A 26,057-nucleotide genomic window follows, 5' to 3' on the forward strand; every position below is an offset into this window, starting at 1 on the left:
TTTAGGGAATCATCATGCCCAAGATGAAAACCAAGAAAAGCGCTTCGAAGCGCTTTAAGGTGCGCGGCAGCGGCTCCATCAAGCGTGGTCAGGCGTTCAAGCGTCACATCCTGACCAAGAAGACCACCAAGGCCAAGCGTCAATTGCGCGGCTCTGCGGCGGTTCATGACTCCAACGTGGCCTCCGTCAAGGCCATGATGCCTTTCGCTTGATCTAAGGGAGATCTACTATGCCTCGCGTCAAACGCGGCGTAACTGCCCGCGCACGTCACAAGAAAGTCATTGCCGCCGCCAAGGGTTACCGTGGCCGCCGCGGTAATGTGTTCCGTATTGCCAAGCAAGCAGTCATGCGCGCTGGCCAATACGCCTACCGCGACCGCCGTAACAAGAAGCGCACGTTCCGCGCTCTGTGGATCACGCGTATCAACGCGGCCGTCCGCGAGCATGGCGTCAGCTACAGCGTGTTCATCGCTGGCCTGAAGAAGGCTTCGATCGAACTCGACCGTAAGGTCCTGGCCGATCTGGCCGTGCGCGACAAGGCCGGCTTCGCCGCCATCGTGCAGCAAGCCAAGGCTGCCTTGGCTGCCTGATCGCGCGCTTTAACTCATCGCGCATCGCTGCAAACGGGGCTGTAATAGCCCCGTTTGCGTTTTGAAGGCTGGATTTCATGACTCGATTGGTTGACGACCTGGTAGCCCAGGCGCAAGAACGGTTCGCCGCGGCTACCGATGCCGCCGCGCTTGAGAACGCAAAAGCTCGTTTCCTGGGCAAGGAAGGCGCCTTGACGGTGCTGCTCAAAGGCCTGGGCAAGCTCGATCCCGAGCAGAAACGAGAAGCGGGCGCGCGGATCAACCAGGCCAAGCAGAAGATCGAAGAGCTTCTGACCTCGCGCCGCGCCGAACTGGCGCAGGCGGAGCTGGATGCCCGTCTGGCATCCGAAACCATTGACGTCACCCTGCCGGGCCGCGGTCGCGCGCCGGGCCGCATCCATCCGGTGATCCGGACCTGGGAACGCGTGGAAGAGATCTTCCGTTCCATTGGCTTCGACGTGGCCGACGGCCCCGAAGTGGAAAACGACTGGACCAATTTCACCGCCTTGAACAACCCGCTGGATCATCCGGCGCGTTCCATGCAGGACACGTTCTACGTCGACATGAACGACGCGGACGGCCTGCCGCTGCTGCTGCGCACGCACACCAGCCCCATGCAGGTGCGTTATGCCCGCATGAACAAGCCGCCCATCAAGGTCATCGCGCCCGGGCGCACCTATCGCGTCGACAGCGACGCCACGCACTCGCCCATGTTCCACCAGGTGGAAGGGCTCTGGATCGCCGAGGACATCTCGTTTGCCGACCTGAAGGGCGTGTACACCGATTTTCTGCGTTGCTTCTTTGAAAGCGACGATCTGGTCGTGCGCTTCCGTCCGTCGTTCTTCCCGTTCACGGAACCGTCCGCCGAGATCGACATGATGTTCACCTCGGGTCCCAACCGCGGCCGCTGGCTGGAGATCTCCGGATCCGGCCAGGTGCATCCGCAGGTGGTGCGCAACTTCGGGCTGGATCCCGAGCGCTACATCGGCTTTGCCTTCGGCTCCGGGCTCGAGCGCCTGACCATGTTGCGCTACGGCGTCAACGATCTGCGCCAGTTCTACGAAGGCGATTTGCGCTTCCTGCGCCAGTTCAACGAATAACAGACGGCTGATCATGCAATTTCCCGAATCCTGGCTGCGTACGCTGGTCAATCCTCCGATCGCAACCGATGAACTCGCGCACCGGCTCACGATGGCCGGCCTGGAAGTCGAAGAAACCGAGCCCGCCGCGCCCGCATTCACCGGCGTGGTCGTTGCGCATATCGTCGAGATCGCCCCGCACCCCGACGCCGACAAACTGCGCGTCTGCCAGGTTGACGACGGCTCCGGCGAACGCCTGCAGATCGTGTGCGGCGCGCCTAACGCGGCCGCCGGCCTGAAGGTGCCGCTTGCCCGCGTGGGCGCGGAACTGCCTGGCGGCATGAAGATCGGCGTCGCCAAGATGCGCGGCGTCCAGTCTTCCGGCATGCTGTGCTCGGCGCGCGAACTGGGCCTGTCGCAAGACCACGCGGGGCTCCTCGAGCTGCCCGCGGATATGGTCCCCGGCCAATCCATCCGTGAAGCGCTGGACCTGGACGACACGCTGTTCACGCTCAAGCTGACGCCCAACCGTGCCGACTGCCTGTCGATCCTTGGCGTTGCGCGCGAAGTGGCCGCGTTGACCGGCGCGCCGCTGTCGGTGCCTACGGCAGCCGCCGTGCCCGTCACGCTCGACGAGCGCCTGCCCGTCAAGATCGAGGCGCCCGACCTCTGCGGCCGTTTCGGCGGCCGCGTCATCCGCGGCGTGAACGCCCGCGCGGCGACGCCCGAATGGATGAAGACGCGCCTGGAGCGCGCCGGCCAGCGTTCGCTGTCCGCGCTGGTCGACATCTCCAACTACGTCATGCTCGAACTGGGCCGCCCGTCGCATGTTTTCGATCTGGACAAGATCGGCGGCGACATCGCCGTGCGCTGGGCGCGTGAAGGCGAAACGCTGGAATTGCTGAACGGCCAGACCGTCAAGCTGGACCCGAAGGTCGGCGTGGTCGTCGCCGGCGAGCAGGTCGAAAGCCTGGCCGGCATCATGGGCGGCGAAGCCACCTCCGTGACGCTGGACACACAGAACATCTACCTCGAAGCCGCGTTCTGGTGGCCGCAAGCCATTGCCGGCCGCGCGCGCCGCTTCAAGTTCAGCTCCGAAGCCAGCCACCGCTTCGAACGCGGCGTCGACTACGCCAGCATTCCCGAGCACCTGGAATTCATCACCCGCCTCATCGTCGACATCTGCGGCGGCCAGGTGGGGCCCATCGACGACCAGATCGTCAATCTGCCCCAGCGTCCTCCGGTGCGCATGCGCCTGGCGCGTTGCCATCGCGTGCTGGGTGTGCCGGTCACGCGCGAGCAGGTCGCCACGATCTTCGGCAGCCTGGGCCTGGACTACTCGGTCGAGGGCGATGACTTCATCGTTAATCCGCCGTCGTTCCGTTTCGACCTGGAAATCGAAGAAGACCTGATCGAGGAAGTGGCTCGCATCTACGGCTTCGAAAGCATTCCCGACGTGCCGCCGATGGCCCGCGCCAAGATGTTCTCGCAGCCCGAAGTGCGCCGCGGCGCGCATGCGCTGCGCCGCCTGACGGCCGCCCAGGACTACCAGGAAGTCGTCAACTACAGCTTCGTCGAAGCCGACTGGGAACGCGATTTCGCGGGCAACGACAACCCCGTGCGCCTCGTGAATCCGATCGCCAGTCATCTGTCGGTCATGCGTTCCAGCCTGATCGGCGGCCTGGTCGCCAACATCCGCCATAACGCCAACCGCAAGCAATCGCGCGTGCGTTTGTTCGAACTGGGGCGCGTGTTTTTCCGCGATGCCTCGGCCGAGGACGGTCCGCTGCAAGTGGCCGGCGTGCGCCAGCCCATGAAGCTCGCGGGCGCTGCATGGGGCCCGGCCGTGGAAGAGCAGTGGGGCGTGCCCACGCGCCACGTCGATTTCTTCGACGTGAAGATGGACGTCGAGTCGCTGTTCGGCGCACGCGGCCGCCGCCTGCGTTTCGAGGCAGCGGCACATCCCGCCCTGCATCCCGGCCGTGGCGCGCGCGTCATCCTCGACGGCAAGCAGGTCGGTTGGGTCGGCGAACTGCATCCGCGCTGGGCGCAGCAGGCCGACCTGGCGCATGCGCCGGTGGTGTTTGAACTGGATGTGGACGCATTGTCCGAAGGCGAATTGCCGCAGGTGCGCGAGCTGTCGCGTCAGCCCGTGGTGGTGCGCGACCTGGCGCTGTGGGTCGATGAAGACGTGACCGTACAGTCCATGCTCGACACCGTTGCCGCAGCCGTCAAGGCCGACGCACAGCTGGCCGTCGTGCAGGATGCGCGCGTGTTCGACGTGTGGCGTGACAAGGCGCAAGGTAGCGAACCGGTCGCCGAGAAAAGCCTTGCGTTCCGTTTCTGGCTACAGGACACTGAGGTCACTTTGGACGAAGCCCGCGTGGCGGATTGCCTCGCGCGCATCAAGGAAGCCCTGGTTGCCGCGCACGGCGCGCGCCAACGTGGCTGAACATGGGGACCAGTATGCTTGCCGAGCAACGCACCCTCACCAAGGCCGAGCTAGCCGAACTGCTCTTCGAGCGGGTCGGCCTGAATAAGCGCGAAGCCAAGGACATCGTCGATACGTTCTTCGAGGAAATCCGCGACGCTCTGGCGCGCGGTGATTCCGTCAAGCTTTCGGGTTTCGGCAACTTCCAGGTGCGCGATAAACCGCCGCGCCCTGGCCGCAACCCCAAGACCGGAGAGACCATTCCCATCGCGGCGCGGCGCGTGGTCACGTTCCACGCCAGCCAGAAACTCAAGAGTGTGGTGGAGCAGGCCGTCCCCGCAGCACCCGAAGCCGCGGAGTGATACGCTTTGTCGGTAATTGTTATCGGCGCCCTCCGCATCGCGCGCATAAAATCCGCTTATGACACGTACTGAATCCACCGTTACCCTACCGCCCATTCCCGCCAAGCGTTACTTCACCATTGGCGAAGTCAGCGACCTGTGTGGCGTCAAGCCTCATGTGTTGCGGTACTGGGAACAGGAATTCACGCAGCTCAAACCCGTGAAGCGCCGCGGCAACCGCCGCTATTACCAGCATCACGAAGTGCTGCTCATCCGCCGCATCCGTTCGTTGCTTTACGAACAAGGCTTCACGATCAGCGGCGCGCGTAATCGCCTCGGCGACGCGCGCGATGTGCCGCACGACCAGGACGCCGCCGTGCGCCTGTCGGGCACCGAGATGCAATCGCTGCGCACCGAACTCGGCAACGTGTCCGCGATGCTCGCTGATGCATTGGGCACTGCGGCCACCACGCCCGCTGCGGTTAACGCGACGCACACGGCGCCTGCCGCCTGAGCCGCTTTCCCCGCGACTCATCGCTTGAAATCCAACGCTTGATATCAGTACCTGCAGCGCGCGCTGGCCTTCTTGGCCACGCACGCTGCTCACCGTAATGCCTAAGCGCTTCGCGCCGCTGGTTCATCACATGCAGTGTGATGAACAGCGAACGCAGAGCGCAAAATTTTTTGAGTATTCAGCACTTTTTTTGCACCAATGCGTGCAAACATTTTTTAGTTCTGCTATACTCTTTTTCTTTCGGGGCGTAGCGCAGCCTGGTAGCGCACTTGCATGGGGTGCAAGGGGTCGCGAGTTCGAATCCCGCCGTCCCGACCAGCAATACCCTAGGGGGTTAGTGATAATAATCACTAACCCCCTTTCTCATTGCGGCCGGCTTTTGTGGGCACTTCCCATTCAAGCCACCCGACACTTTCAGCATCGTTATAAGCCGCCCGACACTTCAGCATCGTCAGCACCGGACTGCGTGTGCCGCTTGCTGCAATGCGATTTGCATACTCGATCCGCTTAATAAGTGTCACCGAAGCGCGTGATGCCCGCGTATCGGAATGAGCCTATCGTCAGACCGATCACAATTCTCGATATTGACGGGTTGATCAATTGAAAGGGATTTCGTGCGGGCGATCTGGTTGATGGGTGATCGTGTCTATACGGGCCACGTCTGCACCCGTTTCGGCTACAGGATCATCAAGGAATTTTGAAGCGCGCGGGGGTACGAAGCAGAAGGGAGAAGCTGCAGGAAGAAGCAGCAGGGCCGCAGCGGCAAGAGGGAGGGAGTGTGCGGAACCGCCCTCTGCTTGATCGAAAAAACAACCACGCCGCTGCGGTGACTACCGTGCAGCAAACCGCGTTCCCGAAGGTGGCGGACACGCGGCAGCGCGGGCGCCTTCAATCAAACGATTGTTGCAATAGCCGGCGGCGATGCAGTTCAGCGAGGCGGGCTTTGGTTTCTTCGTGCCAGCCGGCTTCCCATAGGGCCAATCTGGCGCGCCAGATTGGCAGCGATTCGCCGGTATGGCCGGGCATGTTTGCTTCTTTCATGAGGGGGCAAGCAGAAAGCGGCACGCCATATCTGGCGGCTTCCTGGCCGGCTCTGTGGACGGGGTCATCCATTTCGCGCCTCCTGCAGGGAAAGGTCCTAAGCCAAAAGATGAGCGCGATCACGATTCGTGTCCAGAAAAGTTACGCGAAGAAATAGCGGGATGGATCAGCGCGTCGAGGGCCGGTGGACGCGATGCATTCAGAGCTCCACCCATTGCATCCACCAGCCCTGGTAATAGCGCTGACCGTCAATTTCTTCAAAGCCGCACACCATCATTCCGCGGTCCGATCCGAACGTGAGGAGTTCGGGTTCCAGCAGATCGGGGATGGGGCCTTTTTGTGAGGCGCCGAACTTGGCCAAGGTGTCGAGCGTCATGACGCTGATGTAGCGACGCAGGTCGTCGCGCATGATCGAGTACATGCGGACCGTCCCCGTGACCGCGTGCGCCGGGTCGTTGTCGTGGCGTTTGCGGCCAAGGTAGTGGGTTCGGATGACGGTGCATCGCATGGTGAAGCGGAAAATACTGTATGAATATACAGTATATGCCGGCAAAAACGGGGCCGGATCTTCAGGTCAAGCTTTTCTTGTTTGACGAGGGCGTCACCGTCGCCCGTGCAATGCGCCCCGCGCCGTTCACCGCATCAAATGACCAGCCGCGACATAGCGCGCGGCAAGAAGCGTGTTCGTATTCCGGGCGGGGCCTGGCCACCGCCGGTGGCTTCCAACCATCCGGCTTCCCAAGCCTCGACCTTGACGCGCCATTGCGAGATCGATTCGCCGGTGTGTCCCGGCATGGCGGCCGCCCGATAGTACGGGCAGTCCCACAAGCTCAATCCGTCGCGGGCCGCTTGAGCGCCCAGCTTTTGGATGTCTTCGCGTTGCATGGCAATGCCCTCCAAAAGTAGATGCACGGGACGCAAAGTATTCCCCAGCCCCCAGCGATTTTCAATAGTGAGGGCGCACCAGCCGAGGCGGTGCCGGCGTCATGCGTGACCTGGCTCGTGACGGCGGCGTGGGCCTCGCGCCTTGTCTGTTATGCGGACAAATTCGCGGCTCTGTGTCTTTCGCGTCCGGACTGGAGCACGCACAATTTCCGCTTCCCGCCAGCTTCAGGCGGCTCTTGAGGATGCTTGCATGCGCTACCGTTACGTCACCGCGGATGTGTTCACCGGCCATGCCTATCAAGGCAATCCGCTGGCTGTTGTGTTGGATGCGCAGGGTCTGGATACCCGGCAGATGCAGCGGATCGCGCGCGAATTCAATTATTCGGAAACCAGTTTCGTCATGCCGGCGCGGGACCGGGCCCATACGGCGCGCGTGCGTATCTTCACGCCGGACCGTGAGGTGCCGTTTGCCGGTCACCCGAATGTCGGCACTGCGGTCGTGCTGGCGCGCGAGCAGATCGCGGCGGGGCTGCCTGCGCCGCAGGCCTTCGTGTTCGAAGAAGAAGCCGGCCTGGTGCGGATTGCGTTGGCATATGGCGAACACGGGCTGCAGGGCGCGGAGTTGCGCGCGCCGCAGCCGCTGTCGCGCGGCAGCGAGGCGCCGGTGGATGCGGTGGCAAGCGCGCTGCGGCTGGACGCCGCGGACATTGACGTGTCGACGCACGCACCGATGGTGGCGTCGGTGGGCCTGCCGTTTCTGGTGGTGCAGCTTGCCAATCGCGACGCGTTGCGGCGCGCGGTGCCGGACTCGAGCGGTTACGCGGCCCTGATGCCGCAGCTTGGCGCCAAGTCTATCTATATCTACACCACCGACACGGCGGGCGAGGCGATGGACGCGCCCACCGATCTGCAGGCGCGCATGCTCACAGGCCGGATGACCGAGGATCCCGCCACGGGCAGCGCGACGGCTGCGGTCACGGCGCTGCGCGCATTGCTTGCGGGCAAGGGCGTCTTGCGGCTACGGGTGGGACAGGGCGTGGACATGGGACGCGCAAGCTTGTTGCTGGCGCATGCCGAGCCGCGCGAGGATGGCGTATGGGCGAGCGTGGCGGGGCAGGCCGTGGTAGTGATGGAGGGCACGCTGCCTGCTCCCGAGGTGGATTGACCTCGTTGCGCGTTGCCGGCGCAAGCGTGCCTCGTGTATGCTGCTGCGCATGAACACATCGCCTATCGCTGCCGCAACGCGTGCAGATTTCCGACGAATCACTCGACGTCTACGTTGAGTGGCTAGCCGTGTTCGGGCGCCGATTGTCCGGCGCTTATTTCAGAAGGCCACGATACCCTCGTGGCTTTTTTGTTTTCAGGATTTCCCGCGTCCGAGGCGTATCGCAAGGCCTTCGTTCTTTCATCACAAGGAATGAAGCATGTCTCATCAAGACCTCGCCATCCGGCCTTTTCATCCATCCGACGAGACGGCGCTGATCGCGCTGTGGCAAGCCTGCGGGCTGACGCGTCCGTGGAACGATCCGCGCAAGGACATTGCGCGCAAGATGACGGTGCAATCCGATCTGTTTCTGGTGGGCGTGCTGGACGGCGAGATCGTGGCTACGTTGATGGGGGGCTACGACGGTCACCGCGGCTGGATCAATTACCTGGCCGTTTCGCCCGTACATCGGCGGCATCGTTTCGCCACGGCGCTGATGCGGGCCGTTGAGCGCAAGCTGCTGGAGATGGGGTGTCCGAAGATCAACCTGCTGATCCGATCCGACAACATCGCGGTGAAGCGCTTCTACGACAGCATGGGGTTTCAGGAGGACGCGGTCGTCAGCATGGGCAAGCGCCTGATACCGGATCTTTGAAGACGGCGGGTTCGACTCACCCGCCTCGAATCCTCTACGTCAAATCGCCTGCGTCAGGTACACAGCTTCGCGACCGACGATCGGCATGCGCGTGGGCATGAAGATCGTGCATGCATCGCACGGGGAGCGGATTTCTTCCGTGCCGTTCATCGCGATCAACTCGCCCTTGTCAAAGGTTTCGAAGCCGATGACGGGGCGCGTGAAGGTGAAGTCTTCGGACTTCACCATGTGGACCTCCAGCAGGCGATAGCGTTGCGGCGTGGGCGGGGCCGGCGTGCCGGCCGGCGTGTCGATCAATCCCAGATGCGCCAGAAAGCGCAGGGTGACGTCGGTGGCCAGCTCGGCGGCGGAACGGGCGAAATGCTGGCCGCATTCAACAACGAGCGCGCCGCCGCTGTTCGAGAGCGGATCACCGTGATGCCCGTAGCCCATGACGCCGGTGCCTGGAAACTTGTCTTGCGGCATGACCAGATGGACCTGCGGCGAACCGACGGCCGCGGCCAGCGCGGTGTTGCGGTCCATCTCGTTGTAGACCCAGAATGGTTGCACGGGTGCGCGCGTGGAATGGATGTCCAGCACGAAGTCCGCGGCGTCCAGGATGGGGCGCATTTCGCGGGCGCGGCGCAGTTCGGGGCTGTCTTCAGCGCCGTCGAGCATGGCAGCGGACCAGATGCGGTTCAGGTTGTGGACGAGCTGGCGGTTGTCGTAAGGACGGTCAATGTCGAAAGCCTCGTAGGCCTCGACGTGGGCAAAGCTGACCGTCAGCGTGCCGATCTTCGGGCGCACGCCTGTGTCCAGCAGATGCGTGGCGGCGACCATGCCACAGATCTCGTTGCCGTGCGTGATGGCGTTGATGAGCACGTGCGGCCCGGGCTTGCCGGATTCGAAGCGGTGCACGTAGGGAATGCCGGTGTTGCCTTCGCGGTAGGCGGACAGATCACGAGGCAGGACTTCCAGTGGAGCGGTATCGGGTTCGAAGACAGGTGTGGTCATGAGCGTCGGTGGAGGGGTGGAATGTCCGGCGATTGCCGGTTTGAAGGCAGGGTGCGAAAACGGCCGCTTTTGATCGCATTTTTACGAACTTCAAGATGCCTCGGCACTATGTGGATTAGTACGTTTTTACCCCTGAAAAACACTGCTTTTCAAGCCTTTTTCTTTGGGGCATATTGCGGCCGGGTAGTCGTAATTCATAGGTGCAGCATGAGTGGGTGGCCACAGCGTCATATCGATGGTTTTCAAGTGCAATGCGAAGTCGTCGACTTGAAGACCGGCGTGCTGGCCATCGAGATACTGGTGTGCCGCAACGGCAGTGAGGCGGCTGCGCGGCGATGGTCGCTGCCCCGGTTCGTGACCTTCAACGATCCCGCCATTGCGCGGCGCCATGCCGAGCTGGTGCTCTCCGGCATCCTGTCGGTGGACGAGCACACCGGTGAACCTCGCTACGGAATTCTCTAGCGCCCGCTAGTGTTTTGTTTCGTTTATCACATTCGTTTGACTTGTCGGATCTGGAATGCCCGGTACAGTTGTCCCTGTATGACAACAAAAGGAGAGCTCCATGTTCGACACTTTTCCTGTTCTGCGCCGCACCGGCATGGCCATCGCCATCGGCGCCGCCGGCTTGGTTTTTGCGGGTTGCACTACGACCACGCCTAGCAAGTCGCCGGCCGCCTCGACGTCCGAACAACGGCAGTCGATGAACAGCGCGGCCAACGCCACGCTCGCCAAGCTGTACGAAGCCGCTCCCCAATCCAAGGATCTGGTGGCGCGCGCCAAGGGCGTGCTGGTATTTCCCGACGTGCTGAGCGGCAGCTTCATCGTCGGCGCCGAACACGGCAAGGGCGTGCTGCGCGTGGGTGGCCAGAATGCGGGCTACTACAGCACGACGGCGGGCTCGATCGGCTTCCAGGCCGGCGCGCAGTCGAAGGCCATGGTTTTGCTCTTCATGACGGATGACGCCTTGAACAAGTTCCGCAACAGCAGCGGCTGGACCGTGGGTGCGGACGCGACGGTGGCGGTGGTCAACATCGGCGCCAATGGCCGCATCGACACCAACACGGCTCAGCAGCCGGTGGTGGGCTTCGTGATGAACAACGGTGGCCTAATGGCCGGCGTGTCGCTCGCGGGCACGAAGATCTCGAAACTCGACCGCTGATCGGGTAAGCGCCCAGTCAAAACGCCGCGGATTCTTCCGCGGCGTTTTGTTTTGCTGTGGGGCGGGATGGACCCGCCGCGCAGGTTGTGCCGGCTGGTCAGCCGATCACGTTGTCGCTGTTATTGCGCAAGGCTGCTTCGCGATCGATCTCGGCTTGCTCGATGTTCGGATCCAGCCCGCGCCAGCGCAGGATGTGGCCGCGCTCTTCTTCGGGCTCCCAGCCCAACATGCCATAGCGCGTGATTTCGGTTTCGCCGGTGGCGAACTCCACTTCAAAGTAACCCTGACGATCGGGTAGCGAATTGCCGGGGAACCATTCGGTTTCGGGCATGGTTTGCTCCTTGCTAAGCGATGGGAGGGATGCTGGCGCCGATCGGGAAAAAGCCGGCGTCAGGCGTTTTCATTGTGGGCTTGCCGCCGCAATCCCGCAAGCGTCGGATGGATACCAGATGCGGCGTCAGGCAAGCGGCACGGCGGTGGTGTAGAGCACCTGCTTGAGGGCAAAGCTCGAACGGATGCTTGCCACCCCGGGGATGCGCGTGATGTGTTCGACGATCAGTCTTTCCAGCGCATCGACATCGGGTACCAGCGCGCGGATCAGGTAGTCCGCGTCGCCGGACATCAGGTAGCACTCCATGATTTCGGGAAGCACTGCGATCTCGCGTTCAAACACGTCCAGCGCGGCCTTGCGCTGCTTGTCCAGCGAGATCTGGATGAAGACGTTGACCTTCAGACCCAGTTTGCGCGCGTTCAGCAGCGTGACCCGCCGATCGATGAGCCCTTCCGTTTCCAGTCGACGCACGCGCGCCAGGCACGGCGATGCGGACAGGTTCACACGAGCGGCCAGCTCAACGTTCGTGAGCCGCGCGTCGCGCTGAAGTTCGTTGAGGATACGGATGTCGGTGGCATCCAGGTTGATTTCCGGCATAAGTCACCTTGTGGCGGCGGGTTGGCAGTGCATCTGTGCCGAGTATGCCGGTTATGAGCGCAGAAAGCGGTGAAAAATGCTGGGGTTTACCCTATAGACTGTTCCGTCCTTCGGTCATACGGCCGAAACGCAGAATAATCAGCGGCAGAGCAGGGTGGTAATGAGTCAGCAAGGCAGTCTTCGCAAGTTCCTCCCGCTCGCGGGGGCGGTTGCCATCTGGGGCGGAAACTGGCCCGTCATGAAGCTGGGCTTGGCGCACATGAGCCCGTTATGGCTTGCCGCCAGCCGATTCGGATCCGCCGCGCTGATCAGCGTGCTGGTGCTTGCGGTGCTGGGACGCCTGCGTCTGCCGACGCGCCAGGAATGGCCGCTGGTGGCGGGCGTGGCCCTGCTGCAGATGGGCGCGTTCACCGCGCTCGCACTGTGGGCGTTGCAGTATGTGGCGCCCGGCCGCGCCTCGGTCATCGCCTACGCGACGTCCATTTGGGTGATCCCGCTGTCATCGCTGATCCTGAAGGAACGCCTGTCGTTAGGCCAATGGCTGGCGACAGCGCTCAGCTACGCCGGCATCGGCGTCATCGTGGCGCCCGCATTCAGTCCGTGGCAGGCGCATACCGTCATCGGTCTCGTGATGCTGCTGGGCGCGTCGTTTGCCTGGGCCTGCAACATCATCCAGTTGCGCGCCAACCGCCACGTGCGCCTGGGCGCCGACATGATTCCGTGGCAAACCGCGATGGCCACGATCCCGCTGGCCGCGCTGGCATGGATGCGCGACGGCGCGCCAACCTTTCTGGGCGATGCGCAGGCCTGGCCGCTGATCCTGTACACCGGACCGCTCGCCACGGCGCTGACGTTCATCGTGGTGCTGGGCATGACGCAGAAGCTGCCGCCCGCCGCGACCTCCATCGCGATGCTGTGCGTGCCGGTGATCGGATTGATCGTGTCGTCGGTCGTGTTCCACGAGCACATCTCGGCGGACCTCGCGCTCGGTCTTGCCCTGATCGCCGCCAGCGTGGCGGCCTCCGCGCTGGCCACGCGTCTGCGGCGTTCGCCGCTTGCGCTGCGTCCTTCCTAGAACGCACTAGAATGGCGTGCGCCGGAAATGGTGCCGGCCGGTGATGCGGAACGCGCTGCAGATATGGACTCGTTATATGTAGTGGTCGTGGTCGGAGCAATGGCCGCGGGCTTTGTGCAAGGCCTGTCGGGCTTTGGCTTCGGCATGGTGGCCATGTCGTTCTGGGCCTGGACCGTGGACCCGCGGCTTGCCGCGGCGATGGCGGTGTTCGGCGCGCTGACCGGGCAGTTGCTGGCGGCCTTCACCGTGCGCCGGGGCTTTGCGATGGCGCATCTGCTGCCGTTCATCGTCGGCGGTTTGTTCGGCATTCCGCTGGGTGTGAAGGTGTTGCCGCATCTCGATCCCTTGGTGTTCAAGGCCTTCATCGGCGGGCTGCTCGCCATCTGGTGCCCGATCATGCTGTTCGCCGCGCGCATTCCGCGCATCACGGTGGGCGGCAAGGTGGCCGATGGCGTGGCCGGCGCCATTGGCGGCGTCATGGGCGGACTGGGCGGCTTTACCGGCGTGATTCCCACGTTGTGGTGCACCTTGCGCGGCTTCGATCGCGACGTGCAGCGCGCAGTGATCCAGAACTTCAACCTGTCGATGCTGATGGTCACGATGGCGAGTTATGTGCTGACCGGTGTGGTCACGCGCGACATGCTGCCGCTGTTCGCGCTGATCGTGCCCGCGATGCTGGTGCCGACACTATGGGGCACGCGCGTTTATGTGGGCATCAGCGATGTCGCGTTTCGCCGCGTTGTACTGGGTCTGTTGACGATATCCGGCGTTGCGCTGCTTGCGTCGTCAGTGCCCCGCCTGCTGGCCTGAGTGCCTGCGATACGCGGCGGCGGGGCTTGACCGGCATGCTATCGTTGAGCAATTCAAGAGAGAACCACGCATGGCATTGCATCGTTTCGAAAAGGGCGAACTGGGACATTGGCTGCGCGTCGTGGCCGACAATAACGAGCCCGGCGCGGTCCAGACCGACGTGCCGGCGCACGTCGCCCAAGCACTGGAGACCTTGCGCTGCATCGAGTCCGGCCCCGACGGCCGCTGGCTCATCACCGACAAGGGCAGGCTCTCGCTTCGCATGGAAGAGCCGGGCGCCATCCATTTGCGCTAGGCCTTTGCGATTATCGCGGCCGTACGGCAATCGCCGCTTTACGCAAGTCACGAGATTCTTCATTCAGACCACTTCAGCCTGATTGCTGCAAGGTTGCGAATGTTTTCGCAGTATTTCGTGCTCGATGCCTTCGCCACTGGGCGGCAAGGCATATCCTGAGACGGAATGTGCGAATTGACATCTTTCGGACGTATCCGGCCCCGCGTCCGGCCAGTAAGATGAACTTTGCGTGACGGTTGCAGGTCTATTGTCTTGCGCGGGAAATTTTGTCCCTTCGCACGTCACGCGTGGTTCGCGCGTTTAGGTAACCGACTGGGAGGTAGCACATGCAGCATCGTGACCAGGAAGTACTGATCGACGTTTCCACAGCGGCCATGGATACCGGCGGATATGGCGTATTGCTGACGGTTACGGCTGAGGGCGGCACCGAAGTGGATGCCGCATTTTCCCACTTGGGCAACTGCGCTTCGTTGGACGAAGCTCGTGATCGCGCGGAAATCTTCGCGCAAAACTGGGTAGAGGAAAATATCTTCCGATAGGGCTTGCACCCTGGACGGAGCTGATCGGCACGACCGGTCTGTGTGTGCATGAGCACGTGGCGGATACTCTCGAGATGGCGACGACGATTTCGGTTATCGTTGCTGCTCCAAAACCTGGGGCCCTCATCGGGTATGCGTCGTTCCAAGATGACTGCCGCACAGACCAATTCCTTTCTTGCGGATGATATCCGCGCGCTGCGGGCGCATTTTGATTCGGTCGTGTTGCCCATGTGGTTGGGCCGCGGATTCAACGAGTCGCTCGGCCTGCCTTACGAATCTCTAAATCCTGCCAGCGGTGAACCGCTGCCCGCGACGCGTTATCGCGCGATGGCCTGTGCGCGCCAGTTGTATGTCTTTGCGCAGGCGCCCGGCGAGGCCGCCGCGCAGCATGCGGACCGGTTGTTCGAATCCCTGCGGCGCGTGTTCCAGGACCAGCACGGCGGCTGGCGCTACAGCGTTGACGCGCAAGGGCAGCCGTTGGACGATACCCAGGACCTGTATACGCACGCGTTCATTGTGCTGGCCGCTTCCGCGTATTTCAGGCGCAGCCGCAACGCATCGGCGCGCAAGCTGATGCTGGCCACGGCGCGCACGATCGAGGCGCGTTTCAAGACGGACGATTCGCTGTATCACGCGGCGCTTAGCGCGGACTTCTCGCAGCCGCTGAAACCGCCGGCGCAAAATCCGATGATGCACCTGACCGAAGCCTATCTGGCCGCGGCGCAGGTGGCCGAGCCCGCCTGGTTCGCGCAGCATCTGCGCGAGCTTGCCCAAGGCATCAGCCAGTTCTTCGTGCATGCGCCGACGCAATGCGTGTCGGAAGCTTTGCAGGGCAGCGCCGGGAACCGGCTGGAGCCCGGCCATCAGTTTGAATGGCTGTCGCTGGTGCATGAATCTGCGCAGGTTTTTGAAGGCCTGGACCTTGCGGAGTCGCTGCCGCGCGCCGTGCAGTGGTCGCGCGATCATGGTGTCGATACCGCAGGCGTGATTGCATCGCTGGATGAGTCCGGCAACGTGGTCGACGCTACGCGCCGGATCTGGGCGCAGACGGAATACTTGCGGGCGCTGGCGGTGATGGGCGATCTGCCCGCGCTGCAGACGGCGTTGGCCGGCTTTCGCAGCCGCTTCCTGCACCCTGGCGGCTGGCATGAGTGTCTGGATACAAATGGAAATGTGACGCGCGCCGATATGCCGTCAACTTCGCCTTATCACCTGGACACATGCCTGACGGCGTTACAAAACGTTGTTTGCTAATCACGTTAACAATTTAGTTCCTGCTATGTCGCCGATTTGATAGAAAGACATTGGTGAAATCCCTTACAATTTGCTAACACTGTTTGTGGGGAAGCATCAATGAGCGTTATGTGTTTGGCTTGCCAACGCATTAATCCAGGACTTGCAGGCGTTGCGCCGCATTCGCACCTGGGACATCAAGGATTTACCAACCCAACGCAGAAGGGCCGGGAGGAAAGCCGCGAAGACCACTTCCGCTGCCTGAATTGCGGCGCGAAATGGCTGCGCGAGACCGACAAGTGGGGCGTGGACCTGGGCTTCAAGCTCGCGCCCTGATCGGATTTCAGCGGCACTCGTACGACACGGGCCCCTTCATGGGGCCCGTTGTTTTTTTCGGGCAATGGACGAGGCGACGCGCGAACGCAATGCTGGTTTCCAATCGCTGCACGCCGATCTGTCGCACGTCTGGAGCAGGTGGCGGCATGCGTGCGCGTGCGCGCGCAGGCGCTTGCGTCGACAAAATAGAGTCGCTTGCATAACGGTGTGAAGAGCTGGATTTCGCGGCCGTTTCACACTTAAGTTTTCTTGCGGCAGGCCGTTGTGGGACGTGTCGGTGCGCCTGCATGAACGCGCCCAAGGAAACCGCAATGTCCGAGAAGATCATCAATGGATTTTCAGTGGTCGCGTATGCGACCCAGCCCGAGGGGCGCATCCCCCCGCGTGCGTTTCTGGAGACGCGGCGTCTACCCGTGAAGGCCGCCGTGCCTGCGATAACCACCGCAACTGCGACGTCCGCCGAAGATGCGGAGCCCGCTGCGGAGCAGGCCGCGCCCGAGCCGGAAAGCCTGGCGTTCGAGATTTTCGTGAGCCGGCGTTTTCGCAGCACGATCGAAGCGATGTCGGCTGCGCGCAACGCGCTGGACCGCGTGAAGTCCGTCGATGCGGACGGCGTGCCGGACCCGATGCCCGAGTAGACCCGCGCGCGCCGGGAGCGCGCGCCCATATTGTTATCCCGACTTTGTATTTGTCTAACGCCTGAGCCCAGGCCGATGATGCCTCCTGGCAATCGTCGCCATTCTGGGTCTCTCAAAAGGAAGGTTGATGAATACGAAAGTCCATTCGGGCGCCGCCGCGGCGCACGGGATTTCTCGCCGCGCGCTGCTGCGCGCGGCTGGCGCCGCGGGGTTGGCCGCGCCGCTGGGCATGCTGGGCTCGCGCGTGCTGGCGGCCAATGCCGCGCCGCGCACGTTCAAGATCGCGTGGAGCCAGACCGCCGTGTGCCAGTCGCCGGTGTCGGTGGCACTGGAGCGCGGCTTCTTCGACAAATACAACCTCAAGGTCGAACGCATCAATTTCAGCGGGTCCACGGACCAGTTGCTGGAAGCGATTGCAACGGGTCACGCCGATGGCGGCATCGGCATGGCGCTGCGCTGGCTCAAGCCGCTGGAGCAGGGCTTTGACGTGAAGCTGGCGGTGGGCACGCACGGCGGCTGCATGCGGCTGCTCACGGCCGAGGATTCACCCATCAAATCCGTCAACGATCTGAAGGGCCGCCGCGTGGCCGTGTCCGATCAGGCCAGCCCCGTGAAGAATTTCTTCGCGATCCGTGTGGCGCAATTGGGCATTGATCCCGAATCGGTGGATTGGCGCCAGTATCCGCAGGACCTGTTTGGCGAGGTGCTGAGAAAGGGCGAGGTGGATGCCATTGCGGGCGACGATCCGCTGATCTACACCCTGCGCGAGGACAACAAGCTGCGCGAGGTGGCCACCAACATCGAGGGCGATTACGAGAACCGCACCTGCTGCGTGCTGGGCCTGCGCGGCGACCTGGTGCGCAAGGATCCCGAGTCGGCGGCGGCCATCGCGCGCGCGGTGATCGACGCGCAGCGCTGGACGGCATCGAATCCCGACGAGACCGCGCGCATCTTTGCGCCGTATGTGCCCGGCAAGGTGCCGCCCGAGCGCGTGGCCGCGATCCTGCGCAGCCATAGCCACGGCCACGCCTCGACCGGCGCGGCGCTGCGCGAGGAGATCGTGGGGTACGCCAAGGACCTGAAGACCATCAAGGTTCTCAGCGCCAGCCTGGACATCAACAAGTACGCGCAAGCGGTGGTGCCCAATGTCCTCGGCTGATGTGTTGACGGTGGGCGCTGCGGGCCATGCGCCCGGCGCCGTGGGTTGGCGGCTATGGAAGACGGGCGTGGCCGCCGCGGCGTTGTGGGCAGCCGTGGGCGGCATCACGCTCGCGTGGCCCAACGTGGAGGTCGGCTTCACGTCGTGGGGATACACGCGGGAGTTCGGCGTGGCGGCTCTGGCGCTGGCCATTCTGTTGCTGCTGGCCGCCGTGTCGGGCGCGGCGCGGCTGCGGCCGATCCGCGCGCTGCACCGGGCCGGGCCGTGGCTGCTGGCGCTGGCGGTGGCGGTGGGCGCATGGGAGGTGGCGACGGCCAAGCTTGCGCTGCTGCCCAGCCCGTTCTTCGCGCCGCCGCAGTCGCTGATCGAGGTCTATGTGTCGGACTATAAGCGCCTGGCCGATAGCCTCGTCAATTCGCTGTGGCTGCTGGCAAACGGCTTCGTGCTGGGCGCGGCGGCCGGGTTTCTGACAGGTGTCGCGATCGGCTGGTCGCGCGGGCTGGGGTATTGGGTGCATCCCGTGCTGCGGTTTCTGGGACCCGTGCCGTCGACGGCGCTGCTGCCGATGGCGTTCTTCTTCTTTCCCTCCAGTTGGTCCGCGGCCGTGTTCCTGATTGCGCTGGCGACGTGGTTTCCGGTGACCGTGCTGACGTGGTCCGGCGTGGCGGGTGTGAACCGCGCGTATTACGACGTGGCGCGCACGATGGGCGCCAATGAATGGTTTCTGGTGCTGCGCGTGGCGATCCCGGCGGCTTTGCCACAGGTGTTCGTGGGCCTGTTCATGGGGCTGGGCGCGTCGTTCTCGGTGCTGGTGGCGGCCGAGATGATGGGCGTGAAGTCGGGACTGGGATGGTATCTGTCCTGGGCGCAGGGCTGGGCCTCGTACGCCAACATGTACGGCGCGCTGATCGTGATGGCGCTGGTGTTCTCCGGGCTGATCACGTTGCTGTTCCTGGGCCGCGACCGTCTCCTGGCCTGGCAGAAGGGAGTCGTGAAATGGTAGCTACTGCAACGGCGCACGCCAGCGCCCCGTCTGCCGGCGCGCGCGGGGCCGCGCTGGCGGTGCGTGGCGTGGATCATCATTTCGATCTGGACGGCGCGGCGCTGCCAGTGCTCGACGGCATCGACCTGGATGTCAAACCCGGCGAATTCGTCGCGTTGCTGGGTCCCAGTGGGTGCGGCAAGTCGACGCTGCTGAGGCTGGTGGCGGGGCTGGAACCGCCGGCGCACGGAGACCTGCTGGCCGACGGCGCGGCGATTGCGGGGCCGTCGCCATCGCGCATCGTGGTCTTCCAGGACCCGACGCTGTATCCGTGGCGCACGGTCTGGAACAACGTGGCGCTGGGCCTGCAGGCGCGGGGCCTGTTGAAGACGCAGCGGCACCGTGTGGACGATGCCCTGCAACGGGTGGGACTGGCGGCGTTCAGCCAGGCCTATCCGCATCAGCTGTCGGGCGGCATGGCGCAGCGCGCGGCGCTGGCGCGCGCGCTGGTGAACGACCCGCGCATCCTGATCCTGGACGAACCCTTGGGCAAGCTGGATTCGCTGACGCGCATCGCCATGCAGTCGGAGCTGGTGGAGCTGTGGCAGCGATCGGGCTTTACCGCCTTGCTGGTCACTCACGACGTCGAGGAGGCCCTGTTCATGGCGTCGCGCATCGTGGTGCTGAGCGAACGGCCCGCGCGCATCAAGGACGAGATCGTCAATGACCTGCCGTACCCGCGCCATCGGGGCGATCCGCGGTTGGCGGCGTTGCGGCATCGCGCGCTGGCCCTCTTGGGGCTGGATGCGACGTGGTGAGCGCGGCGGGGCTTGCGATGGCAGCCGCCGTGGCGGGCGGCGCATTGATGGTGTGGTCGGCGGTGGCGGGCAATGCGGCCGGGGCAGGGCGGGGCGCTGCCCTGCGCCTGCCGTGGGTCGCGGCGGGGGCGCTCGTGGCGTGCGCCGTGCTGCTGGCCTTGGCTTGGCACGCGGTGCCGGGGCTGCCTGGATTGCTGGGTTCGCGCGTGGGACATCTGGCGCTGGGGCTGGCGGCCATCCTGCTCTTGGCAGGCCTGGCCGCGGCATGGCTGCACAGCCGCGCGGGCGAGGTGGCTGCGGCCGCCAGACCGGCGTGGCGGCGCGGCGTCGCGGCCGCGATGGGCGCGTTGGGGCTGCTGGTTTCGCTGCTTGCTCTGTCGATCTGGCGCCAGCCTGCGGAGGCGCTGGCGCTGGTGTCCTGGCCGTTTGCCTGGCGGTACGACCCGGACCTGCCTGTTAGTCCGCACACCTGGAACCGGCTGTGGCAGGCGCTGGCGCAGAGCGCAGTGGCAGTGGCATTGCTGGTGGCCGCCCTGTTCGCGCGGCGATGGCGCCTGGCGCTGCTGGCGGTTGCCGCCGCGCTGGCGCTGGCGACGAACTGGCCACCGCCGCGCATGCTGCTGACCGAGGCGCGGGACACGTCTTATCAACGTTCGCCGTTGGCGTTTTCTGACGCGAACGTGCTGCAAGGCGGCCGGCTGTACGCGCAGCATTGCGCGTCGTGCCACGGCGCGGCGGCGGATGGGCGTGGGCCGCTCGCGGCCAGTTTGCCCGTGTGGCCGAGCGTGCTGGGCGCGGCGCTGTTCGACAACCGGCTGGAAGGCGAGCTGTATTGGCGGCTGGCCCACGGCGGGTATGCGCCGGGCGAACCCGCCGTGCACGGCTTGGACGCCGCGCTGCGGCCGGACGAGACCTGGCAGGTGCTGGACTTCCTGCGCCTGCATGCCTATGGGACGAGCGGTGGCGCGGGCATGCCGGCGATTTCCGCGCCGGTCGTGGCGCTGACCTGCAGGGACGGCCGCGCGAGCCGGCTCACCGGTCTGCGCGGCTTGCCCGTGCGCGTCGTGGCGCAGGCGGCAGGTGCGCCGGCCGAACCGCAGGATCCGCGCCTGTTGACGGTGGCGCTGACGCGTGGCCGCACGGGCGCAACGGATGCCGATTGCGTGGCGGCGGACCCCGCGGCGTGGGACGCCTATGCCTTGGCTGCGGGCGTGCCGCCGGATGGCCTGGCGGGCGCGCAGTTCCTGGTGGACCGCCGCGGCTGGCTGCGCGCGCGCCTGCTGCCGCACGCCGCGCCGGCGTGGACTAGCGCCGACGACGTCTGCGGGCCGGGCGGGCGCATGGAGGCCGGCAACGCGAACGGCCTGGGCGAGATTCTGCTGGCGATGGACCGTGCACCCATCGCCGTGACCGACCTGCGGCGCCACTGAGCCGCGCGTCCTTCGCACGTTTTCTTCCAAGCGAGGTCTGCAAGATGAGTACGTTGAACGAGTATCTGGACCAGAAGCGCGCCGCCGTATTGCTGCGCAACGGGCGCGACCCGAAGACCGTCGAGCCGGTGAAGCTGCGCGCGCACGTCAGCGCGGAAGGGCGCAGCGGCGTGCGGCGCATCCGCATCCGCGATCATCAGGTGGTGAGCGACAGCCCCGCCGATTTCGCGGGGTACGACCTGGGGCCGAGTTCGCCCGAACTGCTGCTGGGATCACTGGGCAGTTGCCTGACGCACATCTTTCTCATCAAGGCGGCGGAGCTGGAACTGCCGCTGGAATCGCTGGAGGTGTCGATCGAAGGCGACCTGGACCCGCGCGGCGGCAAGCCGGGTTACGAGGCGGTGCCGTTCTTTCCGCACAACATCCGCTACACGGCGCACATCGTGTCGCCGGCGGACGAGCACGCGGTGCGCGCCGTGCACGAGGCGGTGGAGGCGTGGTGCCCGATCCTGAACCTGCTCAAGCAGCCGCAGGCGCTGCACGGCAGCGTCGAGCACACGCGGTCCGCGTCGCAATAGAGGTCCGTCAGGTCAGGGTGCTGCGCATCAGGATCTCGGTCAGCGCGCGAGTGGGTTTGCCCGGCGCGGGGGCCGAGATGACGATGAATTCCACGGGCGGCAGGGCCGGCAGGTTGGCCGCGCCCGCGGGCGCCGACAGGCCTGCGGTGGACAGGTGCGAGGGCTGCACGGTGATGCCCAATCCCGCGCGCGCGGCCGCCTGGCAGCCCGCGTAACTGGTGCTGGTGCAGACGATCTGCCAGCTGCGGCCCGCACGGGCCAGCGCGTCGAGCGCCAGCGTGCGCGTCACGCTGGGCTCGCGCAACAGGATCAACGGAAGGGGCTCGTCGGGAACGACGCGCAGGCCCTCCTTGGCGCGCCACAGCAGCGCTTCCTTGTGCAACGTCTGGCCGCGGCGGTCGCCGCGCCGGCGCTTGCCGATCATCACGTCCAGGCGATTGTCGTCCAGTAGCTTATAGAGGTCGCTGGTGACGCCGATGGTCAGGTCCAGCTCGACTTCGGGATGCGCCAGGCGAAACGCCGCCAGGACATCGGGCAGGGGACCCATCGCCAGATCGTCCGAGGTGCCCAGCCGGATCCGGCCGCGCAGGCGGGGCGCGTCGAAGAGGCGCTCGGCCTTTTCGTGCGCGGTTAGGATGATCTCGGCATGCACGAGCAGGCTGCGTCCATCGCTGGTCAGCGCGAGCGAATGGGTATCGCGCTGGAACAGGCGCCGATTCACGGCCTGTTCCAGCTGGCGGATGTGTTCGCTGACGGTGGGCTGGGTCAACCCCAGCCGGCGCGCGGCTTCGGTGAAGCTGGGCGCGCCGGCGGCTGCCGCGAAGGTCTTGAGCCAGAGGGGATTGAGCATGGTTGGGACGCTGTCATAGGAATTTCCGATGACAGTTAAAGTACCCAGTGGCCTTCACGATGGCAAGGGCCGCGCCTATAGTGGGCGAAATTTTCTGGATTTGCCTTTGCCATGCGCCGCTTCCTGCCCGACCAGTTCACGCTCATCCTGATCGCCACCGTGGCGTTCGCCAGCTTTTTCCCGGCCGTGGGCAAGGGCGCCACCTTCATGATGGTGGCGAGCAACGTGGCGATTTCGCTGCTGTTCTTCCTGCACGGCGCGCGGCTGTCCACGGACGCCATCGTGTCCGGCGTGAAGGATGTGCGCCTGCACGGGCTGATCCTGGCCTGCACCTTTCTGCTGTTTCCCGCACTGGGCCTGGGCCTGCGCGCGCTGTTTCCCGGGCTGCTGACGCCGTCGCTGTGGATCGGCGTGTTGTTCGTCTGCACGCTGTCGTCCACCGTGCAGTCGTCGATTGCGTTCACGTCCATGGCGCGTGGCAACGTGCCAGGCGCGATCTGCGCGGCGACAGCCTCCAATCTGCTGGGCACCGTGCTGACGCCGCTGCTGGTGGCGGTGCTGCTGCATCGCCAGGGCGGCGGTCATGGGCTGGCCGACGCCGGCCGCATCCTGCTGCAGCTTCTGCTGCCGTTCGCGGTGGGCAGCTTGCTGCGGCCATGGATCGGGGCATGGGCGCTGCGCAACAGCCGCACGCTGTCCAAGGTGGATCGCAGCTCGATCCTGCTGGCCGTCTACACCGCGTTCAGCGAGGCCGTCGCGCAGGGCATCTGGCATGCGTTCCCCGCCATCGACCTGGCGACCATGGTGCTGGTGAACGCGGTGTTGCTGGGGGCGGTGCTGGGGATCACGACGTGGGGCAGCCGCAAGCTGGGGCTGAGCAAGGAGAACGAGATCACGCTGGTGTTCTGCGGGTCGAAGAAGTCGCTGGCGTCCGGCATTCCGCTTGCGACCGTGCTGTTCGGCACGTCGCAGATGGGCGTGGTGGTGTTGCCGCTGATGATCTTTCACCAGATGCAGCTGATGGTTTGCGCGGTGCTGGCGCGGCGTTATGCCGAGCGGGCAGAGCCGGGGCAGGTGGTGGCGGCGCGGGCGTAACGCCGGGCGCAAATCCGGCGCATGGCGCCGCGCCGGAATCGATCAGGCGTTGGCGTCCGCCGGACGGATCTTGCCCGCGGGCTGCCAGTAGACGCTGCCGTCGCGCTCGGTCACGTCCAGCGCCGTCAGGCGTCCGTTTCTACAGGGGCCACCCACGCACAGGCCCGTGTCGGGCTGGTAGGTGGCGCCGTGGCGGGCGCACATGATGAGGTCGCCGGCGCGCGTGAAGAAGCTGCCTTCCCAGTCCAGTTCGACGCCGACGTGGGCGCAGCGGTTCAGGTAGCCGTGCACCCGGTCCTGGTAGCGCACGAAGAAGGCGGTGGTGCGGCCCGCGCCATCGGTTACGGGCACCTTGACGCCCAGGCCGCCGTTGACCAGGTCGCCGGCCGCGCAGACGCGGACTTCGGGGAGGGTGGGGGAATCCTGCATGGGAGGCCTGGAAATCAAAGGGTGCGATGTTCGGACAGGGGGCGCGGCTTGTCAATCCGCCGGCGCCGACAGGGCGCTTTCCTGCTGGCGGGCCCACATGCCGGCGTAGATGCCGCCTTGGGCCAGCAGTTGCGGATGGCGGCCGCGTTCGACAATGCGGCCATCGGCCAGCACGATGATCTCGTCCGCGTCCGCCACCGTGGACAGGCGGTGCGCGATGATCAGCGTACTACGGCCCTGGCTGACTTCGCGCAGGTTGGCCTGGATCTCGCGTTCCGTGTGGGTGTCGAGCGCGCTGGTGGCCTCGTCGAACAGGAAGATGGCCGGATTCTTGAGGATGGTGCGGGCAATTGCCACGCGCTGCTTTTCGCCGCCCGACAGCTTCAGGCCGCGCTCGCCGACCATCGTGCCGTAGCCGTCCGGCATGGTCAGGATCAGGTCGTGGATGTGCGCGAGCCTGGCCGCGGCCTCGATTTCGGCGTCCGTGGCGCCCGGCCGGCCGTAACCGATGTTGTAGCGGATGGTGTCGTTAAACAGCACGGTGTCCTGCGGCACGACGCCGATGGCAGCCCGCACGCTGGCCTGCGTGACGTCGCGCACGTCCTGGCCGTCGATCAGGATGGCGCCGCTGTCGGTGTCATAGAAGCGGAACAGCAGGCGCGAAATCGTAGACTTGCCCGCGCCCGACGTGCCCACCACGGCCACCGTCTTGCCGGCGGGAATCGAGAAGCTGACGCCCTTCAGGATGGCGCGCCGCGGGTCATAGCCGAAGTGCACGTCGCGGAATTCGACCGCGCCGCCGGAGACCTGCAGCGGCGTGGCGCCGGGACGGTCCGCGACTTCGCGGTCCTGGCCCAGCAGCTCGAACATGCGCTCCATGTCGATCAGCGCCTGCTTGATTTCACGGTAGATGAAGCCGAAGAAACTGAGCGGGGTGTAGAGCTGCAACAGGTAGGTGTTGACCAGCACGAAGTCGCCCAGCGTGTAGCGGCCCTCGGCGATGCCGTTGGCCGCCATCCACATCACCAGCGTCAGCCCCGAGGAAATGATGAGGGCCTGACCGACGTTCAGGATCGACAGGCTCACCTGGCTGCGCACGGCGGCGCGTTCGTACCGGGTGAGTGAGGCGTCGTACCGGCGGGCCTCGTGTTCTTCGTTGCCGAAATACTTGACGGTCTCGTAGTTCAGCAGGCTCTCGATGGCTTTGGTGTTGGCTTCGGAGTCGGTTTCGTTCATCTGGCGCCGGAACTTGGCGCGCCATTCCGTCACGGCAAGCGTGTAGGCCATGTAGAGCACGACGGTGGCGCCGGTGGCCAGCGCCAGCCAGCCGTCGAACATCTTCCACAGCACGATGCAGACCAGGCTGATTTCGAAGAACGTGGGCAGGATGTTGAAGAGCAGGAACGACAGCAGGGTCTGGATGCCCTTGGTGCCGCGTTCGATGGCGCGGTTCAGTCCGCCGGTCTGCCGCGCCAGGTGAAAGCGCAGCGCCAGGCCGTGCAGGTGCCGGAAGATCTGCATGCCGACCGAGCGGATCGCATGCTGGCCGACGCGCGCGAAGATGGCGTCGCGCAGTTCGGAGAACAGCAGCGAGAGCACGCGGGCGGTGCCGTAGGCCAGGATCAGGCCCAGCGGCACGGTCACCGTGCCGGGCGCGCCCTTGCCCAGTTCGTCCACCGCCTGTTTGTACAGCAGGGGCACGTAGACGGTTGCGGCCTTGGCGGCGAACAGGCACAGCAACGCCGCCACGACGCGGACCTTCAGGCCGGTCCTGCCGGGCGGCCACAGGTAGGGAAACAGGGTGCGAAGCGTGGCAAGGCCGCCGCCCTTGCCGGGCCGCGTTTCAGGAGAATTCATGTTCTGGATGCAGTGGTTGAGGCCGGCTCCGCCTGGGGAGCTAAGCCGTTTGCAGGGCATTATGGGGCACCAGCGGTACTATTTGAGGGATAACCCCTGGTTCGGGCGGGCCTG

General features: G+C 64.9%; 32 protein-coding genes and 1 tRNA gene. 24 read left to right on the plus strand and 9 right to left on the minus strand.

What is annotated here, in order from left to right:
- Positions 1–14: 14 nt before the first annotated feature.
- The 7 genes from rpmI (at position 15) to ASD71_RS21690 (ending at position 5,272) form a co-directional block, all read left to right on the plus strand.
- Positions 15–212: a 50S ribosomal protein L35 gene (gene rpmI / locus ASD71_RS21660; RefSeq protein WP_008159912.1), complete on the plus strand. Its 198-nt coding sequence runs from the start codon at positions 15–17 to the stop codon at positions 210–212.
- Positions 213–229: 17 nt separating this feature from the next.
- Positions 230–589, plus strand: a complete 360-nt coding sequence (gene rplT / locus ASD71_RS21665; protein WP_006218741.1) for a 50S ribosomal protein L20 — start codon at positions 230–232, stop codon at positions 587–589.
- A gap of 77 nt (positions 590–666) precedes the next feature.
- Positions 667–1,689: a phenylalanine--tRNA ligase subunit alpha gene (gene pheS / locus ASD71_RS21670; RefSeq protein WP_056569696.1), complete on the plus strand. Its 1,023-nt coding sequence runs from the start codon at positions 667–669 to the stop codon at positions 1,687–1,689.
- A 13-nt stretch (positions 1,690–1,702) separates the two neighbouring features.
- A complete protein-coding gene (gene pheT / locus ASD71_RS21675) occupies positions 1,703–4,120 on the plus strand; it encodes a phenylalanine--tRNA ligase subunit beta (RefSeq protein ID WP_056569699.1) in 2,418 nt (805 codons plus the stop codon).
- A 2-nt stretch (positions 4,121–4,122) separates the two neighbouring features.
- Positions 4,123–4,461 carry an integration host factor subunit alpha gene (locus ASD71_RS21680; protein WP_082579019.1) on the plus strand — a complete coding sequence of 113 codons (339 nt, stop codon included), beginning with the start codon at positions 4,123–4,125 and terminating at the stop codon, positions 4,459–4,461.
- A gap of 58 nt (positions 4,462–4,519) precedes the next feature.
- Positions 4,520–4,954: a MerR family transcriptional regulator gene (locus ASD71_RS21685; RefSeq protein ID WP_056569705.1), complete on the plus strand. Its 435-nt coding sequence runs from the start codon at positions 4,520–4,522 to the stop codon at positions 4,952–4,954.
- Between the two features lie 241 nt (positions 4,955–5,195).
- Positions 5,196–5,272 (plus strand) — tRNA-Pro (locus tag ASD71_RS21690).
- A gap of 570 nt (positions 5,273–5,842) precedes the next feature.
- Here ASD71_RS21690 and ASD71_RS28060 read toward each other — a convergent pair.
- The 3 genes from ASD71_RS28060 to ASD71_RS21700 form a co-directional block, all read right to left on the minus strand.
- Positions 5,843–6,067 carry a CrpP-related protein gene (locus ASD71_RS28060; RefSeq protein WP_156395258.1) on the minus strand — a complete coding sequence of 75 codons (225 nt, stop codon included), beginning with the start codon at positions 6,065–6,067 and terminating at the stop codon, positions 5,843–5,845.
- A 127-nt stretch (positions 6,068–6,194) separates the two neighbouring features.
- Positions 6,195–6,503, minus strand: coding sequence for a hypothetical protein (locus ASD71_RS21695; protein WP_235512287.1), 309 nt, complete (start codon positions 6,501–6,503; stop codon positions 6,195–6,197).
- A gap of 134 nt (positions 6,504–6,637) precedes the next feature.
- On the minus strand, positions 6,638–6,880 hold the full coding sequence (locus ASD71_RS21700; RefSeq protein WP_056570549.1) for a CrpP-related protein: 243 nt from the start codon (positions 6,878–6,880) through the stop codon (positions 6,638–6,640).
- Positions 6,881–7,130: 250 nt separating this feature from the next.
- On the opposite strand from ASD71_RS21700, the gene ASD71_RS21705 reads away from it, so the two are divergent.
- Entirely contained in the window at positions 7,131–8,045 is a 915-nt protein-coding gene (locus tag ASD71_RS21705) for a PhzF family phenazine biosynthesis protein (protein WP_056569707.1), read from the plus strand.
- Between the two features lie 259 nt (positions 8,046–8,304).
- Positions 8,305–8,739 (plus strand): GNAT family acetyltransferase, encoded by a 435-nt coding sequence (locus ASD71_RS21710; RefSeq protein ID WP_056569710.1) that lies wholly within the window; start codon positions 8,305–8,307, stop codon positions 8,737–8,739.
- A 39-nt stretch (positions 8,740–8,778) separates the two neighbouring features.
- Here the strand turns inward: ASD71_RS21710 and ASD71_RS21715 are convergent, their stop codons facing one another.
- On the minus strand, positions 8,779–9,732 hold the full coding sequence (locus ASD71_RS21715; protein WP_056569713.1) for a succinylglutamate desuccinylase/aspartoacylase family protein: 954 nt from the start codon (positions 9,730–9,732) through the stop codon (positions 8,779–8,781).
- Between the two features lie 207 nt (positions 9,733–9,939).
- On the opposite strand from ASD71_RS21715, the gene ASD71_RS21720 reads away from it, so the two are divergent.
- Both ASD71_RS21720 and ASD71_RS21725 read left to right on the plus strand, forming a co-directional pair.
- Complete coding sequence (locus ASD71_RS21720; RefSeq protein ID WP_056569716.1) at positions 9,940–10,194, plus strand: hypothetical protein; 255 nt, start codon at positions 9,940–9,942, stop codon at positions 10,192–10,194.
- A 100-nt stretch (positions 10,195–10,294) separates the two neighbouring features.
- Positions 10,295–10,891 carry a YSC84-related protein gene (locus ASD71_RS21725; protein WP_056569718.1) on the plus strand — a complete coding sequence of 199 codons (597 nt, stop codon included), beginning with the start codon at positions 10,295–10,297 and terminating at the stop codon, positions 10,889–10,891.
- 97 nt (positions 10,892–10,988) lie between these two features.
- Here ASD71_RS21725 and ASD71_RS21730 read toward each other — a convergent pair whose 3' ends face one another.
- Both ASD71_RS21730 and ASD71_RS21735 read right to left on the minus strand, forming a co-directional pair.
- The gene (locus tag ASD71_RS21730; RefSeq protein WP_056569720.1) at positions 10,989–11,222 is read right to left on the minus strand and encodes a hypothetical protein; all 234 of its coding nucleotides are present in this window, start codon (positions 11,220–11,222) and stop codon (positions 10,989–10,991) included.
- Between the two features lie 126 nt (positions 11,223–11,348).
- Positions 11,349–11,819 (minus strand): Lrp/AsnC family transcriptional regulator, encoded by a 471-nt coding sequence (locus tag ASD71_RS21735; protein WP_006226939.1) that lies wholly within the window; start codon positions 11,817–11,819, stop codon positions 11,349–11,351.
- A 160-nt stretch (positions 11,820–11,979) separates the two neighbouring features.
- On the opposite strand from ASD71_RS21735, the gene ASD71_RS21740 reads away from it, so the two are divergent.
- From ASD71_RS21740 to ASD71_RS21795, 12 genes are all read left to right on the plus strand, one after another.
- Positions 11,980–12,894 carry a DMT family transporter gene (locus tag ASD71_RS21740; protein WP_056569722.1) on the plus strand — a complete coding sequence of 305 codons (915 nt, stop codon included), beginning with the start codon at positions 11,980–11,982 and terminating at the stop codon, positions 12,892–12,894.
- Positions 12,895–12,957: 63 nt separating this feature from the next.
- On the plus strand, positions 12,958–13,704 hold the full coding sequence (locus tag ASD71_RS21745) for a sulfite exporter TauE/SafE family protein (RefSeq protein WP_056570551.1): 747 nt from the start codon (positions 12,958–12,960) through the stop codon (positions 13,702–13,704).
- A gap of 70 nt (positions 13,705–13,774) precedes the next feature.
- A complete protein-coding gene (locus ASD71_RS21750) occupies positions 13,775–13,999 on the plus strand; it encodes a hypothetical protein (RefSeq protein ID WP_056569723.1) in 225 nt (74 codons plus the stop codon).
- A 326-nt stretch (positions 14,000–14,325) separates the two neighbouring features.
- A complete protein-coding gene (locus ASD71_RS21755) occupies positions 14,326–14,538 on the plus strand; it encodes a hypothetical protein (protein ID WP_006218759.1) in 213 nt (70 codons plus the stop codon).
- A 147-nt stretch (positions 14,539–14,685) separates the two neighbouring features.
- On the plus strand, positions 14,686–15,792 hold the full coding sequence (locus ASD71_RS21760) for an AGE family epimerase/isomerase (protein WP_056569726.1): 1,107 nt from the start codon (positions 14,686–14,688) through the stop codon (positions 15,790–15,792).
- 99 nt (positions 15,793–15,891) lie between these two features.
- Positions 15,892–16,107 (plus strand): hypothetical protein, encoded by a 216-nt coding sequence (locus ASD71_RS28655; protein WP_006388022.1) that lies wholly within the window; start codon positions 15,892–15,894, stop codon positions 16,105–16,107.
- Between the two features lie 311 nt (positions 16,108–16,418).
- A complete protein-coding gene (locus ASD71_RS21770; RefSeq protein WP_056569728.1) occupies positions 16,419–16,745 on the plus strand; it encodes a hypothetical protein in 327 nt (108 codons plus the stop codon).
- Positions 16,746–16,872: 127 nt separating this feature from the next.
- Entirely contained in the window at positions 16,873–17,904 is a 1,032-nt protein-coding gene (locus ASD71_RS21775) for an ABC transporter substrate-binding protein (RefSeq protein WP_056569730.1), read from the plus strand.
- On the plus strand, positions 17,891–18,907 hold the full coding sequence (locus ASD71_RS21780; protein ID WP_056569732.1) for an ABC transporter permease: 1,017 nt from the start codon (positions 17,891–17,893) through the stop codon (positions 18,905–18,907). Before ASD71_RS21775 ends, ASD71_RS21780 begins: the two co-directional genes overlap by 14 nt.
- Complete coding sequence (locus tag ASD71_RS21785) at positions 18,901–19,704, plus strand: ABC transporter ATP-binding protein (RefSeq protein WP_056569734.1); 804 nt, start codon at positions 18,901–18,903, stop codon at positions 19,702–19,704. The genes ASD71_RS21780 and ASD71_RS21785 overlap by 7 nt, the downstream gene beginning before the upstream one ends.
- A 17-nt stretch (positions 19,705–19,721) precedes the next feature.
- Positions 19,722–21,134 (plus strand): cytochrome c, encoded by a 1,413-nt coding sequence (locus ASD71_RS21790; RefSeq protein WP_235512288.1) that lies wholly within the window; start codon positions 19,722–19,724, stop codon positions 21,132–21,134.
- A 44-nt stretch (positions 21,135–21,178) separates the two neighbouring features.
- Positions 21,179–21,712 carry an OsmC family protein gene (locus tag ASD71_RS21795; protein WP_056569738.1) on the plus strand — a complete coding sequence of 178 codons (534 nt, stop codon included), beginning with the start codon at positions 21,179–21,181 and terminating at the stop codon, positions 21,710–21,712.
- A gap of 7 nt (positions 21,713–21,719) precedes the next feature.
- Here ASD71_RS21795 and ASD71_RS21800 read toward each other — a convergent pair whose 3' ends face one another.
- Entirely contained in the window at positions 21,720–22,562 is an 843-nt protein-coding gene (locus ASD71_RS21800) for a LysR substrate-binding domain-containing protein (RefSeq protein ID WP_056569739.1), read from the minus strand.
- Positions 22,563–22,673: 111 nt separating this feature from the next.
- Between ASD71_RS21800 and ASD71_RS21805 the strand changes: the two genes are divergently transcribed.
- Positions 22,674–23,657 carry a bile acid:sodium symporter family protein gene (locus ASD71_RS21805; RefSeq protein WP_056569741.1) on the plus strand — a complete coding sequence of 328 codons (984 nt, stop codon included), beginning with the start codon at positions 22,674–22,676 and terminating at the stop codon, positions 23,655–23,657.
- Between the two features lie 42 nt (positions 23,658–23,699).
- Here ASD71_RS21805 and ASD71_RS21810 read toward each other — a convergent pair whose 3' ends face one another.
- Together ASD71_RS21810 and ASD71_RS21815 are read right to left on the minus strand one after the other, a co-directional pair.
- Positions 23,700–24,086, minus strand: coding sequence for a Rieske (2Fe-2S) protein (locus ASD71_RS21810; protein ID WP_056569743.1), 387 nt, complete (start codon positions 24,084–24,086; stop codon positions 23,700–23,702).
- 51 nt (positions 24,087–24,137) lie between these two features.
- Complete coding sequence (locus ASD71_RS21815; RefSeq protein WP_056569745.1) at positions 24,138–25,943, minus strand: ABC transporter ATP-binding protein/permease; 1,806 nt, start codon at positions 25,941–25,943, stop codon at positions 24,138–24,140.
- Positions 25,944–26,057 lie beyond the last annotated feature (114 nt).

Origin of the sequence: Achromobacter sp. Root565, from assembly GCF_001427425.1 — a bacterium.
GTDB classification, from domain to species: domain Bacteria; phylum Pseudomonadota; class Gammaproteobacteria; order Burkholderiales; family Burkholderiaceae_B; genus Achromobacter; species Achromobacter spanius_D.